Origin of the sequence: Variovorax sp. W1I1, from assembly GCF_030815625.1 — a bacterium.
Classification (GTDB): Bacteria; Pseudomonadota; Gammaproteobacteria; order Burkholderiales; family Burkholderiaceae_C; genus Variovorax; species Variovorax paradoxus_C.
The window spans coordinates 169,867-184,980 of the sequence record NZ_JAUSWZ010000001.1 but is presented as its reverse complement, the minus strand read 5'-3'; the positions used below and the strand labels follow the sequence as shown (position 1 = coordinate 184,980).

The following is a 15,114-nucleotide window of genomic DNA, read 5'->3' as shown; positions in this document are numbered from 1 at the left end:
ATGGCAATACCGACAGATATCAATCCGCAAGTCCCAAATAGCACAGCATATACAAACCTTTTCATTTGATTTCCCAAAATAAAATTTCCCTGGAATTTGCAAAGTCCGAAAGATCGAAAAGCCAAGAGCTGCTGAATCCAAGGGTAAATCGATATGTACTAGCCCAGCCGGGGGTCAATTTCGATTGATTCCACAGGTCGACGTGATCGCCTGTTGCTGTTTTTTCGCCTTTTCGCAACCAGTAGTCCTTGAAAACGATTATTCCGGTCCGCCCTCTTATTTTGTCTTGCCAGTTCTTACCCGTCACGTTTTCGGGTTTCTTCGGCAATCCGCAAAAAGGTTGCAGCGCGAGCCATCCCGAAAGCTCCTGGGCGCGGATTGCCAATTTCTCGCCTCCGACATTGACGGTCGCACCCTTGAACGATTTCATTTTCCCGCCCGCACCGATTATGGCCGCGCTGACTTTTATCGCACATTGGTCTTCGTAGCCCTTCGGTGGCTCACCGGTTTTCGGATCGACATAGGGCGCGTTATCTGGATAGCTCACCCATAAATCGGCAAATTTTATTGCCGATACCTGAACGTTGCATATTGATCCATCGACCAGATTGGTCTGGACATCGAACTCTTGCTTTAATGCGGAATTCATATCTCTTCCGCTTGCAAGCGCTTCGTCACCCCAGTAAACTTTGTAGATGCCCGAAGATTCCGTGAACACTCTTGGGAGATAACCGTCCTCGTCGACGCGACCGCTGTAAATTCTTCCATCAGAAATTTCGATGTGATAGGGCAACCCGGCAATCAACTCGTGATTCAGCCTTACCCTTTCATCGTATCGAAACTCTGCAATATCTCTCATGGACATCGCGGCGGCCATGGTGTTCACTGGCGCAGACTTGGCGATCAGTATGGCGCCGCAACCGATAAGGTCTCCATCTCGCGGAATAGCTATGCCCCAATCAATGGTTGTGCCGTCACCAGTGATGATTGGAAAAACATGCGGTCGACACCGAGGACAAGTCACCATATCGCCCACGCGGGCGTTCGCTTTTCCATCGGCCTTCGTCATGTGCCCCGAGGCGCCTACCACGACACCACCATGAGAAGTCATATCTCCTTGGTAGATCGTGCCACGAAGTGTTCCGCCTTTTTCATTTGTGACCCGTCCAATATCGCTCATATTGCTCCCCGCAGTGTCGGCTAAAAATAAACCTAAAAGGTTTGCTCGGATTTGCAAATGTCAGCAAATGAGGAAGTTAAATCTTTTTCGCTAATCCCCAATGCTCGCCGAGCAATTTTTAGCGTACGCGACAGGCGCAAAAAGCGGCATAAATGATTTGGGAAATTCGTGATATGTCACCGGCAATGGTGAAAAGAAGACAGCGAATTTAGCCAAGAAATAATCTGACCTTCTTTTCGATGAACAGCAATTGGGGTGAAGCGGTGTTCAAGCGTGAGGCACGCCCCGCTGCTGTCGAACCTGCCCAACCTTCAAGACAATGCGCATCGGTTGGTCACGCTGCGCACGTTGGATGCGCACTCTTGCTCCCCCGACGCGCCTTGGCGATCTCGGAATCTCAGGACTACGGAAATCGGTGATACCGCCCCCACCCCGCATTTCCTAGCATCCCTGTCAGAACAGCACAGGCGTACGTCGAGCAATGCCCAGAGGTATCCCCAACCCCGCCGCCATGTACGGCATCGCCCCTCGCCCCTGGGGCTTCGAAGTCTCGCTCGTGCGCAACGGCACCCGCTACTACCGGCAGTTCGGGAAGGCCAGCTATGGCGGTCTGGAGCAGGCGCTGCTGCAGGCGCAGGACTGGCGCGACGAAGTCGTGCGCAGCGTGCCGCCGGTGGCGCGGCGGGCGCGGGCCGAGAAACTGCGGGCCAACAACACGACGGGCGTCTCCGGCGTCTTCTGTCAGGTCGCGTCCGGCGGCAGGGTGCGCGCATGGGTCGCTAAAACCTACATCGGACAGGACGAGATCCTGCGCACCGACTTTCCGGTCGATGCGATGGGCAGCGGGGCGCTGGCGCTCGCCATCGAGGAGCGCGAAAAGCAACTGGCCCGCATGTCGGGCCTGGCGCGGCTGCATCCGGCCGAAGAAGCGATCCGCCAGGGGCTGACGGTGCAGCCGCAGGGGCCGCGCGTCACCAAGCGCTCCAAGTCCGAAATCACGCGCATCACCAACTCCAGCGGCGTGAGCGGGGTGCAGTTCAAGATGCCCAACGCCGGCCATCCGGGCTACTGGCTGGCGACCACATTCACCGCGGGCAAGGGCAGCGTGTGCAAGGCTTTCTCGGTGAAGGAGCACGGCCACGACATGGCCAAGAGCCTCGCCATTGCCGAACGCGCGCGCCAGCTCGAACAGAAGTTCAAGGATGCGCAGGAGCGGCAGCAACCGCAGCCGCAAGCACCGTCGCAGGCACTACTGCCCGAACTCTCCTTCCAGCACAGGGCCGGCGGCCAGACGGCCCGGCCATGACGAACCTCAAACCCCTTCATCAGCTGCTGCGGGTGGCTTCCCATCTGCTTGACCAGGCCGCCACGGAAGTGCGCGATGCGCAGCTGGAGCCGATCGCAGAGAACATCGAGGGCATCGGCCGCGCGCTCCTCGAGGTGATGGAGGTGCAGCGCAGGATCTTCGCGGTGCGGCCCGAGCTGCGGCCCAAGACGCTGGCGGCGTCCGACCGCGAGGCCGACGCCAACAAGCTCTTCACCCAGTTCATGCTCGAAGCGCTGGAGCTGGAAGACACGGGCAACACGGTGGCCGCGGTCGAGCGCTACACACGGTTCATCGGTATCTCGCCTTCGTATCACCACCGCGAAATCGCGCGGGCTGAAATCCGCCGGCTGACTTGAGTAGTTAGTCGATCAGCCGCCGGGTGTTCACAGCGCCCGCGAAATCACCTCTTTCATGATCTCGTTGGTGCCGCCGTAGATGCGCTGCACCCGCGCATCGGCATACATGCGCGCGACCATGTATTCGTTCATGTAGCCGTAGCCGCCGAAGAGCTGCAGGCATTCGTCCATCACGCGCCCCTGCGCCTCGGTTCCCCAGAGCTTGGCCATGGAGGCGGTGGCGGTGTCGAGACGGCCGGCGACGAGGTCTTCGACGCAGCGGTCGATGAAAGCGCGGCCCACCTTGATCTGCGTGGCGATCTCGGCGAGCTTGAACTTGGTGTTCTGGAACTCGGCAATCGGCTTGCCGAAGGCCTTGCGATCGCGCACGTAGTCGAGCGTGGCCTCGTAGGCGCCCTCCATGGCGGCGAGCGCGGTCACGCCGATGATGGTGCGTTCGTAGGGCAGGTCGCTCATCAACTGGAAGAAGCCCTGCCCCTCCTGGCCGCCGAGCAGCGCATCGGCGGGCACGCGCACGTCGTCGAAGAAGAGCTCGGAGGTGTCCTGCGCCTTCATGCCGATCTTGTCGAGCACGCGTCCCACGCGAAAGCCTTTGCAGCCCTCGGTCTCGACGATGAGGATCGAGGTGCCCTTGGCGCCCTGCGCGGGGTCGGTCTTGCACACCACTAGCACCAGGCCGGCGAGATAGCCGTTGGTGATGAAGGTCTTCGATCCGTTGATGAGGTAGCCGCCGTCTTTTTTCTCGGCGCGGGTGCGCACGCCCTGCAGGTCGGAGCCGGCGCCGGGTTCGGTCATGGCGATGGCGCCGACCAGCTCGCCGCTCGCCATGCGGGGCAGGTAGCGCTGCTTCTGTTCTTCGGTGCCGTGGTTGAGGATGTAGTGCGCCACGATGGCGTGCACCGAGGTCGCCATGCCGGTGAGCCCGCGGCGCGACATCTCCTCGTACACCACGGCCTCGTGGCGGAAGTCGCCGCCGGCGCCGCCGTAGTCGTCGGGGATGTCGGCGCACAGGAGGCCGAGCGCGCCGGCCTTGCGCCAGACCTCGTGGCCCACGTGGCCACGCTTGCGGGCTTCCTCGTCGTGCGGGAGCACTTCGGTTTCGACGAAGCGCACCACGTTGTCGCGGTAGAGGTCCAGGTCTTCATCGCTCCAGGAGCGGCGGAAGTCGATGGGCATGGGTGTTTTCCTTTTTTTGGTTGTTTTGTGCAGGCGCGCTCAGCCGGCCGCGACGGGTGCGACTGTCGCGCCCCAGCGGCGGAGCATCGCCTCGCCGTCGTCGTGCGCGGTGGCGGGCGGCATCACCGGCGCGGTGCGGCTGAAGCGCGGCGCGGGCGCGGGCTGCACCACGCCGCCCACGTTGGCGAAGGTGCCGCGCGCCACGTTGTGCGGGTGCGCGGGGGCCTCGTCCCAGTCGAGCACGGGGGCGAAGCAGGCGTCGCTGCCTTCGAGCAGCACGCACCATTCGTCGCGCGTGCGGGTGCGGAACAGGTCGGCCATGCGCAGCTTGAGCAGGGGCCAGCGGTCGGCGTCCATCTGCGCATCGAAGGCGGTGTCGTCGGCGATGCCGCAGCGCTCGCGCAGCAGCGCGTAGAACTGCGGCTCGATGGCGCCCACGGCCACGTACTTGCCGTCGGCGCAGGCGTAGGTGTCGTAGAAGTGCGCGCCGCCGTCGAGCATGTTCTCGCCGCGCTGGTTGCTCCACATGCCGGCCGACTTGAAGCCGTACATCATCGAAGACAGGAGCGCCGCGCCGTCGGTCATCGCCGCATCGACCACCTGCCCCTGGCCCGATCCCTTGGCCTCGTGCAGCGCGGCCAGGATGCCGAAGGCCAGCAGCATCGCGCCGCCGCCGAAGTCGCCCACGTAGTTGAGCGGCGGCACCGGCGGCTCGCCCGCGCGGCCGACGGCGTGCAGCGCGCCGCTGATGGCGATGTAGTTGATGTCGTGGCCCGCCGCATGCGAAAGCGGGCCGTGCTGGCCCCAGCCGGTCATGCGGCCGTAGACCAGGCGCGGGTTGCGCGCATGGCATTCGGCCGGTCCGAGGCCCAGGCGCTCCATCACGCCGGGGCGAAAACCTTCGATGAGCACGTCGGCCTTCGCGATGGCGTCGAGCACGTTTCCTGCCGCACCTTCGGCGCGCAGGTCGATCTGCAGCGTGCTGCGGCCGCGCGCGAGGATGTCGTGCGGCGCGGTGCGCGTGCCGGGGCGCTCGATGCGGACGACCTCCGCGCCCATGTCGGCGAAGAGCATCGCGCAGAACGGCCCCGGGCCGATGCCCGCCATCTCGATCACCCGAAGGCCTTGCAATGGACCTGCCATGGTCTATCTCCTGTGTTGGGAGGCATCTTGGCGCGGGGGCGGTGGGGGTGCATCGTCCAAAGCGACGAATGCGGGTGCTGGGTCCTTCTCTGTCTCGCTCCGGCGGACGGCGCATGAGGCCGACCGGATCGGACGAAGATTCACCGGATTCCGTAGTTCGCGCGTGCACCCGGGATAGCCCTCTCCGAGGCCGCCTGGCAACCACGCAGAATTACCAGCCGGGAGACCCTGCGCGCCAGAGAATGCGCTGCGCTCAATGGAGAGCACCATGCACGCGACCACCACACCCGGTTTCTCGCACGCCAGCGTCGAGCGGCTGTGCGACTACGAACTGCCCGATCCGCCGGCCCGCACTGCGCTGGCCGCATCCCCTCCTTCACCCGTCGCCAACGACCCCGGGAAGCTTGCGCTGAACTGGTGGCTGTGGATGGATGAAATGAACAAGAGCATGTGGCACCACTACGACGCCTGGCGGGAGCACTTCACCCCATCGACCAAAGGCCCGACGCGCCGCGGCTGAATTCGTCTCGCCGGCTCAGGCGGCGACTGTTTCGCGCGCCGGCATCGCCTTCGAGGGCCCCGGCATGTGCTCGCTCGTGCCTCTGCGCCACTTGTCGTGGTTCTTGATGCTCTGGTTCGTGCTCATTGAAACAGCGCCTGCGCAGTGTCCGCCAGCTCGCCGGGCAGCACTTGGCCCCACAGCAAGCTCTCGATCACGCTCCAATGCGCCCGGTGCATGCCGTCGCCCCGGCAAGAACGCACTGTTGAAAAGAGGGCATGGCGGATGTCGTCGAGCACGCGCTTGCCATTGATGGCTCTGCGATACACGCCTTCGAATCCCAGTGCGATGACGATCAGCAGCAGCTCCAGCACGTCGACGTGTTCGACAGGTCTTTGGAGCAGGTTCGCCATGAACTTGAAAACGTTCTCGCCGCCCCTGCCGTCGCCATGAAACTGAACCGCCAGCAGTCGTCCGGTCCAGGTGTTGACGCCAGTGGTGGCGTCTGTCGCCCAGACGGACAGGCCCGCCGCTTCATCGAGCGCGGTACACAGCGTGTAACTCGCACCGGTGATGTACTCCTTGCGAATAGAGGCATCCATGCACACGGACTGGAAACTGGCGACCTCGCGCACCAGATCGCCGTACAAGGTACCGGCGTGCGCTGCGTCGTGCCCGGGTATGTGAACCAGGGCCAGCAGCAGCGGCCGGGCCGCCTCGATCAGAGGGATGCGGGCAGCCTGAACGGCCACCAAACGGTCGGGTTGAGGGGACTGGCGGGAGAGGATCTGTTCACGCATCAGGAGAGGTTTGGGCTGGGGCTTGGGAGCGGCCGCTGCGGCAAGGCGCTGGGCGGCCTGCTCGAAGTGGTTGTAAGCAGCGAGCGCGAACTCTTTGCGAAGCGGCATCAATCCCTCCGCGCCTTCGCAGCAGCCAATGCCTCGGCGGTGCCATAGCGCTCCATCAATTCCACTTCTTCGTCCTTGCTCAACTGCCCCCTGGCGCGGTAGACCAGCGCCGTCATCACGGCCCCCGTTTGCACCGGCCTGTCTTCAGGTTCACCCATGCCGCTGTCGCTTTGCCATTCCTTGGGGAAACGCGGCCAACTGCACGTGATCTGGCTGCTCATGTGAAAGAAGGTTTCCATGAAGCCGGGCCTGCACTCCTGCCTGTACTGGTAGCTGCTGGGCAGACCGCAGTAGGTGGTGTAGTCCGGATGCAGGTAGCGCGCGATGCCTTTGAAGCTGGCCGGTGCGTCGGGCGGAATGCGGTCGATGGTCGGGCCTGTTTCCATGTACTGGCGGATGTATTCCCACAGGTGGGCTGCGCCTTCAGGGCCAGTGACGGCGGGGCCTGCGAACAGGCAGTCTTCGCCTTGGCCTGTGGGGTCGGCGGCATCGAAGGGAGGGTGGTACAAGGCCAGCATCGCAACGTCCTGCTTGTCCCAGCGGTTGGTGCTTTGAGGGTCGAACAATGCGACCAGTCGCTCCCACTCGAACACCGCGTTTCCCCCGCAGTACTTGGGACGCAGCACATACACCTTGCGCGTGAGTCGATTGAAGCGGATACGGCCCCGCGCGAAAGTGAAGAAGCAGGTGCGCATGCCCATCTTGAAAAACCACATGTAGATCAGGAAGGCAGAGGCCAAGGCTAGGGGGAAGCCCAGCACCCACCCGAAAATCAAATCCCCGTTATCGAATTCGGAGGTGGGGTACCACAAAAAAATCAACTGGCCAAAAAGAACGGGATGGATGGTCATTCCGTACCAAAACCAAATGACAAACAGCGCGGGCAAGATCACATAGAGATTCCCGATGCCCGCGCGCCACTGCAAATTCCACCCGGAGTTGCATAACTCCAGATAGGCTTCGTTTTGCGCGAACGCAGTGCCATCGGGAATCGAGATACCCCTTGCACCTGAGCGGTTGGGCGGCCATTGCTTTTGGCCGTCCAGATTGATATGCGCACGACTCTTGGCCGCAGCCGATCTGTGCAGGCGGGCATAGCCCTCTTCTCGAATAAACATGATGGGTGTGTCCTCAAGCAGGTTGCAATTCCTTCTGGGCATTAGCCAAGTCTTGCAGCGAACCCCGCAGGTTTTCGTGTATTGGCTTCTTGCCTTTGCGCTGCTTGTTCAAGGGCATATCACGCAGCCAAGTAATCCACTTGTCCTCGCTCAAGAGCAGCACGAAGATCGTGCCGACGACACTCAGCACGGCTCCCGCCAAGCCCAAGATCGCTGCAGTGATGCCCCACGCAGCCGCACCGGCTCCTATGCCTGCTGCGAAAATTCCAGCGCCGGCACTTCCGATCGTGAAAATAGTGCCAATGACGGACGCCGCTTGGGCTCGTGATAGCCATATTTGCCCCCTTTCTCTCGACTTCCACGCATCCATCCCATCCAACACCACCGAGAACATCGCCGCCGGCCCCAGGAACTTGAACGCCGTCATCCGCAGGCTCTTGAGATGCAGCGCCTTGATGCTGTCCAACCCTTCGATAAGTGACGGGTACTTGTAGGCGTCGTACCCCCTCACCCCCTTGTAGATCGTTTCGTCATACGCCTTGGCGCGCCAGTCATACAGGCTGCCGATGCCTTGCAGCAACTGGCCCGAAAGATCAAAGGCGCTGCGCGCATCGAGCTTGGTGCCCAGCTGATTGCCCTTGATGATGGCGGCGCCCAGGTCCATCAGCGCACCCAGCATCGCGGCACGTGTGCCAGGGGCCGCGCTGCGTGCGCGCTCCAGCGCCACGACCTTGCCGGCGCGGGTGGCCGGATCGGCAATGGACTCCAGCTTCTTGGCGCGCAGCGCAACGCGCTTGGCGTTCTCCGCAACGTCGCTTTGCAGTTGCGCCACCGCTTTGTGCACGGTGCTGCCCAAGGTGCTCATGCCGGCCAAGGCCAGGTGCTGCACCATCCGTGCTTCCAGTTGCGATGCTTTCCAGCCGCTGATGCCGGTCGCGGCGCGCGCCGAGAGCAGGGAGAACACGTGGCCGACCCAGGCCGCCTTGCGCAGCATCGCAGGTGCGTCGGGGTTTTGCGCTTCGTCAATGAAGCCCAGTGCCTTGTCGCCCAAGGCCAGGCGCCCCGCCATCAGTTTGAGGGTTGTCGCCAATGTGTCGGCCATGGTGGCTTCGGGCTCGGCCGCCGGAGTCGGCACGACCGGGGGCTTGGCGTTTTCCAGGCTCTTGTAGGCCGCCTGAAGGGTGACGCTGTTGAAGCACAGCAGGCGCGACAGCAGGCTGCCTCCCCACGGATTCATTGCCAGCAGCGCCTGGCGGCCGGCCTCATGCGTTTCCAGGCCCGCCAGGCACTGAGCGAGTTGCAGGCTCAATGCGGCGCCGCCGCCGGGTTTGCCGATCTTGCCGTCCTGATTGCTGAAACGGCCCAGGGCCGCGAGCAACAGGCTGCCGAACACCCATTTGCTCTGATCGCGGCCCAGCGCCGCCACTCTGTCTTGCGCTTGCTGCTGCCGCATCTTCTGCTCCTGCAGGATGTCGCGTGCCGCGGCCTGGTCGAACCATTGGCTGCAGGCGCTCTGAACGGCTGACTGGGCGCTGCTCAGTTCGCGCTGGTAGTTGGCCGTGCGCGCTGCGGTCCGGTGTGCACTTTCCTTGGCGGCCTCCAGGGGGTCGCGCGGCAGCGGCGCATGGATGCGTGCCGACTCCGCGAAGCCCCGGTCCACGCGCGCGACGGCGCCTTGTTGCGCGAGTGCGATCAAACCCTGCGCCCCGACGGCCGTCTGGAACACCCATTCGTTGCTCACGTCCTTGTGATGCCCCGTGGCACTGGATGCCTGCCAATGGCTATAGACGATTTGCGCTTCGGCCTGCAGGTGTCCCAGCTCTTGCGCAATGCCGATGGCGTCGTCGCATGCGACGACCGCCCCGCCGTTGTCGGCCAGGAATTTGGCGATGTTTTGCAGGCGTTTGCCGTGTGCGCCGGCGTAATCAAGCTGCTTGATAAACGAGGTTTCTTCGACCGTGATTTTTCCGGCGTGTTCGCCCGTGAGCATGTAGTGGTCCGTCTCCACGAAGCGCTTGTTCTCATAGTCGCCCCACGCACGCTCCATCGCATTGCTGCCCATCAGACCGTACAACTGGGGCTCCAGCGCATCGCGCACGGCTTCGTCCTTGAGCGCCTTGAATTCGGCCACGCTCCAGCCATTGGGGTCCGGGCTGGGCACTGCGGTGTCGGGCGCGCCCTTGCTGCCGTTGGCCCAGCTGGCCACGTCGAAGCTCTGTGTGTACTTGTCCAGGTCGCTGTCGATGACCTTGCTCAAGTGATCGGGGTCTATCGGGTCGGGGTGGAACAGGTAGTTCAGTTTCGTGACGTCCCTGGCGCCCTTGATCCACACGAGGCTTCTGTTGGCGCCCCATTCCTGCGGACTGCAAGCGGCAAGGCCTTCGGCTTCCTTGGGGTGATCGACGTCGAATCGGGTCAGGTAGCCATGCGAATGCACGGCGTAGCCGAACCATGCAGGGCGCCGGCAGTTGGTTTCGATCCGGATGTACAAATAGCCCGTGCGCAGCATGCGCACGTTGTATTTCGCGGTCTGGAGCGCAACGCCGCCTGGCTGGTTTTTTAGATTTCCACCGGGCTTGAGCTTGTCCAGCGCCGCCGCGCCTTTGTCAGTGGCGCTGTAGGCTGCGCCGTAGCGCGTGAACAGAATCGGCAGTCCGGTTTGGGCGCATTGATCGCACGGGTTCTTGCAGGCCATGGCTTATCTTTTTTGAGGCTGGATGATCTGGTTCAGAACCATCGAAAAACTGGCATCGGGCCGATCGCGCAGCTGGTCTTCGATCCGGCTCAAGGTCGATGCCAGATGCGGCAGGCGCCAGTCGATGGCGCGCGCAGGGCCTTCTTTGGGGGCATGCATCCAGGTGATCCAGACATAGTCTTCAAGATCGAGGCCTTTCAGATCCATGCGCGCGGCATCGACCAGCATTTGCTGCAGGCTGTCTGGATCGGGCAGGGCCTCGGGCGGTATGTCGTGCTTGGCATAGCTGCGCCAGATCGAGTTGGCATCCGGCGAGACACCCGAGAGAAACCACTGCGCTTCGTCGAACAGATCGCGCGGCGATCCGCCCACCCGCGTTCCGTAGGGAAGCACCGGCGCCTTGGCACAAAACCATTGGGCAGGCTCAGGACTGCCGCTGAACGGCCCCCAGGGTTGCATCAGCGACCACCATTGCGTGACCGGGCCGAGCCACCGGCTTTGCTGCAGGGGACTCAGCGCGGGCCAGACACGCTGCATGACGCGCGGGTCCTGATAGCGAAACAGCACGCTCTCTTCTTTGTAGGGAGGCCGCTGGTCGCCCAGGCCAACCCAATAGCGAGTGATGGCCTGCGCCGATTCATGGCTGATGACCACACCGCAGAAGTCCTGTTTGGTGATGCGCTCGTTCACCTGCTGCGAAGCGAACTTCAGGCAATGCGCCAACCATGCGAGCAGGTCTCGGGTCTTGAATCCCGGGACGGGGACAACCAACTCCTCGGGCAACTCCAGCAGGCAGGGTGCGCGCTCTTCGCGATATTCGAAGCAGCTGTCGGGCACGCTGACGCGGTCGCGCGCCCATTGGGGAAACTGCTCGCGCAGTTCTTGCGCCAGTGGGTTTCCGTCCCAGCGGTTGAACAACAGGTAGGCCCGCTGGGGACGCGGCTCTTTTTTGCTCCTGGATGTGCCTTCGGACTCCTTGGGCGCAAGCGCTGTCAGAGCACCCCAGCCCTGCATCAGCGCGTCGATCAGTTTTTCGCCGTGGGCCTTTTGCCCTTCTGCATCGGTGTGGCCAATCATCAGCGCGACACCGAGTTACCGCCGTTGTCGGCAGCGTTTTCCTTGGTGGCACACGCCTTGTCGTTCACGGGCCGGGTGGGCTTGGAGTCGCCCGCAACGTAGCTGTGAACGCCGGCGTGGTTGGTGTACTTGCCGGTGGTCCCCTTGGTGATGCTGCCAGCGCTGTATTCGCCGTAGCTGCTCCCGCCGTTGATGGTCAGCCTGGTCTTGGCCGTGATGTTGATGATGTCGGCGGTCAGTTCGATCTTGTCTTTGGCGTGCATCTTGATGGAGTTCTCAAGCGCCTTGATCTCGATGTCGGCCTGGGCTGCAATCACTTCCATGCCGTTTTGCATGGCGTAGACCTTGAACGCCTCCAGCGCAACCGCGATCAGGCTGCCGCCGCTGTTGATGCTGGTGTGCGCGGAACTGGTGATTTGTGTGTGTTCGACGCTGGCGATGTGCGTGGAGCCTCCCGAGGTAACAGCGATGCCACTCGGGCTGGCAAGCACCAGATGAGGGTCGGCCAGTTCCGGAAACCGCCCTTCCTGCGGGTTGCCGCCACTGCCCTTGATGGTGTCGTTCTGTTTCTTGAGGGCCTTGGCGACCGCATCCTGGTCGCCTTTGATCTGGGCTTTACTGGTACGGGCCGCATCGGATTGGCCCTCGATCAGATCGCGGGCCAGCGCGAGGCGCGGGACGGCGTCGCCCAGGTCTTTGGCATGGCCCGCGGCGTCCACGCGGGCCTCGGTGGTGATGAGCATGCCGTCGGCTGCGCGCATGACACCATGGCCGTCGGTGCGCAGCTCGTAGCCTTGGCCGCGCCGGTCCTTACGCCCGGCGTTGTCTTCGACGCGAGTGATGGAGCCCAGGCTCAACGAACTGGACTGGTGATCGCTCTTGAGCTGGACTTGAATTTCCCCGGCCGTGTCGTCCAGAACCACCTGATTGCTGCGCCCCGCAGAACTGTTGCCGCCAACGCCGACGAGTTCGCGCGAACGAAACCCGGAAAGCGCTGCCTGTTCGGGCAGCTTGAACGGCGGCATGTTCATCTGGTTGTAGACACGACCTGTGCAGATGGGCAGGTCGGGGTCGCCGCCGAAGAAGTCGATGACGACCTCCTGGCCAATGCGCGGGAGGTGCATTGCGCCGAGCTGGTTGCCAGCCCATGCCGCGCTTACGCGCACCTTGCAGGAACTGTTTTGATTGAACTGGCCGTCTCGGTCCCACGGAAATTGGACTTTGATGCGACCGTATTCGTCGGTCCAGATGTTCTGATCGGCGGGGCCAACGACAACCGCATTCTGTGGGCCGCCCGTCTTGGGCTTGCGACGCGTGAGCGCGGGGCGCAACTCCTCTTTGACCGGGTGCGCCATGAAGTCGACGCTCACCGTCCAGTTCTGCGATCGGCTGGGAGCGGCGTCCTTGATCTGGCTCTCCTGCCCTGTGTCTTCGATCACGAAGTCCGTATGCAGGATCAGGTATTCGGCGTTCGCACTTTCGCGCGGGTGCTTTTGCATACGAAACGTGCAGCCCGGCACCATGCCGCGCAAGTTGCCTGCGGCATCTGCGCGGGCGCCATGGGTGCGCAGGTGCTCCATGCGCAACCGGGCGAAGGCACGACCTTCGATGGACGGATCGTTGGGGCCTGTGCCCCCGGCCTCCGGTTGCACGAAATGACTGCCGCCGACACTGGCGTGGTACTGGTACACCTCGCCGTTGGCGTGGCTCGTCGGACGCGGTGCACTGTTCTGACCGATCGGCCGGGCCTTGCTGCGTGTGTAGTCGTAGTCTCTGGTGACGTAGGCACCACTGGTGAGTTGGTTGTGCGCCGCGAAGCGATGGATGTATTCGGCGTCGGTCTTGTAGCCCGGGGTATGGAATTCGACATTCGCGTAGGCGGCGCTGGGGCATTCCCGATAGGCCGCCATCGCATCCGACAGAACCAGGCGATGAGCGCCGTCGCTGTGCTCGAAGTGGTAGTTGATGCCGTACTCCTGGCACAGGCGCTCGAAGAACTCGAAGTCGCTCTCGTTCCATTGCACGCAGTAGTCGCGGATCGGATAGGTGTCGTACAGCCTCTTTTCCACTGGGAACGAATAACTTCCCAACACTTGGTCGAGCGTCTTGACGACCGTCTGATCCTGGTAGATCTTGCAGTCGCAATTCAGCGTCGCCAGGTGCAGCCAGGGCCGAATGATGAAGCGGTAGACCACATGGCGGCCTGCATCGCCTTCCATGACGGCATCGGTCACGATGCCGCTGATTTGTCGTGTCCCTGCGCCGGTACCGTAGGCACTGGCGCCAACGGTTCCGGCCAGCAGCTCGCCTGAGCCATCAAGCTCGATCACGCAGGTAATGGCTTGCCCGATGAAGCCGTCGAGGTTGAAATCGGCCGCGCCGCTTGCACCGAGATTCAGCGCATCGGGGGTCTTGAGGATGAGTTCGTACGCGAAGAGGCCGTTCACGCCTTCGCTGCCGGCGAGCCGCACGGGCACCAATGCGGGCAGCCCCAGACTCAAGGGGATGACGGTGCTGATGACGGAGAGGGTTTGGGGCACTGGCGGCAGACCTGATGGATGGCGATCCAAAAAGTCTGGGCCACGCAGAACCCACACATTCACAAACAATAGTCAAACGACCTGCATCGCGGCGATGCGCACTCAAGAGTGCGAAAAATTCACGCCCTCAAGACGCTGAACTCTTCCCCATGGGCCGGGTCGCGCTCCATGCGCTCAGCACGACGCGCAGCGTCACCGCGCCGGACCTGCCGCCGTCAGGCCGAGATGGTTTCCCGCGCCGGCGTCGCCTTCGACAGCACCGGCATGTGCTCGGCCCAGTCGATGATTTCCAGCGTGCCGTCCGCATGCTCGGCCAGCGCCGTGAGGCTTTCCACCCAGTCGCCGTCGTTGCAATAGAGGATGCCGTCGATGTCGCGCATCTCGGCATGGTGGATGTGGCCGCACACCACGCCTTGTGCGCCGCGCTTGCGGGCCTCGCGGGCCACGGCGTTCTCGAAATCACCCACGTAGCTCACCGCGCGCTTGACCTTGCCCTTGAGGTATTTGGAGAGCGACCAGTACGGCAGCCCCATGCGCGCGCGCAGCGAGTTGAGGTGGCGGTTGAGCTTGAGCGTGAATTCGTAGAGCGAGTCGCCCACGTAGGCGAGCCACTTGGCGCACTGGATCACGCCGTCGAACAGGTCGCCGTGGATGATCCACAACTTGCGGCCGTCGGCGGTTTCGTGGATCCATTCGTCGGCCACGTCGATGCCGCCGAAGTTGTGGTTCAGGTACTTGCGGGCGAACTCGTCGTGGTTGCCCGGAATGAAGATCACGCGCGTGCCCTTGCGCGCCTTGCGCAGCAGCTTCTGGATCACGTCGTTGTGCGCCTGCGGCCAGTACCAGTGGCGCTTGAGCTGCCATCCGTCGATGATGTCGCCGACCAGAAACAGGGTCTCGCACTCGGTGTGCTTCAGAAAATCGAGCAGCGCACGGGCCTGGCAGCCGGGCGTGCCCAGGTGCAGGTCGGAGATCCAGAGGGTGCGGAACTGAAGCGGTGGACGCTGGCGATCGTCGTCCTCCGGCTCAGGAGTCCCGGTCGCGGTGTCGCGCCATGCGCGAAGGAAAGCGTCGTCGCGTTGCATGGACGGGTAG

Annotated in this window: 12 protein-coding genes; 3 read left to right on the top strand and 9 right to left on the bottom strand. The window is 62.9% G+C overall.

Translation table 11 applies throughout. The annotated features are described in order from the left end of the window. Window positions 1–61: 61 nt before the first annotated feature. On the bottom strand, window positions 62–1,237 hold the full coding sequence (locus QFZ83_RS00865) for a T6SS effector amidase Tae4 family protein (RefSeq protein ID WP_307501486.1): 1,176 nt from the start codon (window positions 1,235–1,237) through the stop codon (window positions 62–64). Window positions 1,238–1,661: 424 nt separating this feature from the next. On the opposite strand from QFZ83_RS00865, the gene QFZ83_RS00860 reads away from it, so the two are divergent. Continuing rightward, window positions 1,662–2,486 carry an AP2 domain-containing protein gene (locus QFZ83_RS00860; RefSeq protein ID WP_307501484.1) on the top strand — a complete coding sequence of 275 codons (825 nt, stop codon included), beginning with the start codon at window positions 1,662–1,664 and terminating at the stop codon, window positions 2,484–2,486. After that, entirely contained in the window at window positions 2,483–2,863 is a 381-nt protein-coding gene (locus tag QFZ83_RS00855; protein WP_307501482.1) for a hypothetical protein, read from the top strand. The genes QFZ83_RS00860 and QFZ83_RS00855 overlap by 4 nt, the downstream gene beginning before the upstream one ends. A gap of 27 nt (window positions 2,864–2,890) precedes the next feature. On the opposite strand, the gene QFZ83_RS00850 is transcribed toward QFZ83_RS00855, so the two are convergent. Both QFZ83_RS00850 and QFZ83_RS00845 read right to left on the bottom strand, forming a co-directional pair. After that, window positions 2,891–4,039, bottom strand: a complete 1,149-nt coding sequence (locus tag QFZ83_RS00850) for an acyl-CoA dehydrogenase family protein (protein ID WP_307501480.1) — start codon at window positions 4,037–4,039, stop codon at window positions 2,891–2,893. A 39-nt stretch (window positions 4,040–4,078) separates the two neighbouring features. Then, complete coding sequence (locus QFZ83_RS00845) at window positions 4,079–5,182, bottom strand: CaiB/BaiF CoA-transferase family protein (protein WP_307501477.1); 1,104 nt, start codon at window positions 5,180–5,182, stop codon at window positions 4,079–4,081. A 268-nt stretch (window positions 5,183–5,450) separates the two neighbouring features. Here QFZ83_RS00845 and QFZ83_RS00840 point away from each other — a divergent pair, with 268 nt between their 5' ends. Further along, a complete protein-coding gene (locus QFZ83_RS00840; RefSeq protein ID WP_307501474.1) occupies window positions 5,451–5,702 on the top strand; it encodes a hypothetical protein in 252 nt (83 codons plus the stop codon). A 122-nt stretch (window positions 5,703–5,824) separates the two neighbouring features. Here the strand turns inward: QFZ83_RS00840 and icmH are convergent, their stop codons facing one another. The 6 genes from icmH to QFZ83_RS00810 all read right to left on the bottom strand — a co-directional run bounded on the left by icmH (window position 5,825) and on the right by QFZ83_RS00810 (window position 15,104). Further along, on the bottom strand, window positions 5,825–6,589 hold the full coding sequence (gene icmH, locus QFZ83_RS00835) for a type IVB secretion system protein IcmH/DotU (RefSeq protein WP_307501470.1): 765 nt from the start codon (window positions 6,587–6,589) through the stop codon (window positions 5,825–5,827). Further along, a complete protein-coding gene (locus QFZ83_RS00830; RefSeq protein WP_307501467.1) occupies window positions 6,589–7,707 on the bottom strand; it encodes a hypothetical protein in 1,119 nt (372 codons plus the stop codon). The genes icmH and QFZ83_RS00830 overlap by 1 nt, the downstream gene beginning before the upstream one ends. A 13-nt stretch (window positions 7,708–7,720) precedes the next feature. Continuing rightward, a complete protein-coding gene (locus QFZ83_RS00825; RefSeq protein WP_307501464.1) occupies window positions 7,721–10,402 on the bottom strand; it encodes a T6SS effector BTH_I2691 family protein in 2,682 nt (893 codons plus the stop codon). 3 nt (window positions 10,403–10,405) lie between these two features. Beyond that, window positions 10,406–11,479: a DUF4123 domain-containing protein gene (locus QFZ83_RS00820; protein WP_307501461.1), complete on the bottom strand. Its 1,074-nt coding sequence runs from the start codon at window positions 11,477–11,479 to the stop codon at window positions 10,406–10,408. Continuing rightward, entirely contained in the window at window positions 11,479–14,019 is a 2,541-nt protein-coding gene (locus QFZ83_RS00815) for a type VI secretion system Vgr family protein (protein WP_307501457.1), read from the bottom strand. Before QFZ83_RS00815 ends, QFZ83_RS00820 begins: the two co-directional genes overlap by 1 nt. Window positions 14,020–14,234: 215 nt before the next feature. Continuing rightward, entirely contained in the window at window positions 14,235–15,104 is an 870-nt protein-coding gene (locus QFZ83_RS00810) for a UDP-2,3-diacylglucosamine diphosphatase (protein WP_307501454.1), read from the bottom strand. Window positions 15,105–15,114 lie beyond the last annotated feature (10 nt).

Excerpts from the sequence above, each read along its gene's own strand:
- QFZ83_RS00825 (WP_307501464.1), bottom strand. The coding sequence starts at position 10,402 with ATGGCCTGCAAGAACCCGTGCGATCAATGCGCCCAAACCGGACTGCCG.
- QFZ83_RS00830 (WP_307501467.1), bottom strand. The coding sequence starts at position 7,707 with ATGTTTATTCGAGAAGAGGGCTATGCCCGCCTGCACAGATCGGCTGCG.
- icmH (WP_307501470.1), bottom strand. The coding sequence starts at position 6,589 with ATGCCGCTTCGCAAAGAGTTCGCGCTCGCTGCTTACAACCACTTCGAG.
- QFZ83_RS00840 (WP_307501474.1), top strand. The coding sequence starts at position 5,451 with ATGCACGCGACCACCACACCCGGTTTCTCGCACGCCAGCGTCGAGCGG.
- QFZ83_RS00820 (WP_307501461.1), bottom strand. The coding sequence starts at position 11,479 with ATGATTGGCCACACCGATGCAGAAGGGCAAAAGGCCCACGGCGAAAAA.
- QFZ83_RS00850 (WP_307501480.1), bottom strand. The coding sequence starts at position 4,039 with ATGCCCATCGACTTCCGCCGCTCCTGGAGCGATGAAGACCTGGACCTC.
- QFZ83_RS00810 (WP_307501454.1), bottom strand. The coding sequence starts at position 15,104 with ATGCAACGCGACGACGCTTTCCTTCGCGCATGGCGCGACACCGCGACC.
- QFZ83_RS00845 (WP_307501477.1), bottom strand. The coding sequence starts at position 5,182 with ATGGCAGGTCCATTGCAAGGCCTTCGGGTGATCGAGATGGCGGGCATC.
- QFZ83_RS00860 (WP_307501484.1), top strand. The coding sequence starts at position 1,662 with ATGCCCAGAGGTATCCCCAACCCCGCCGCCATGTACGGCATCGCCCCT.
- QFZ83_RS00855 (WP_307501482.1), top strand. The coding sequence starts at position 2,483 with ATGACGAACCTCAAACCCCTTCATCAGCTGCTGCGGGTGGCTTCCCAT.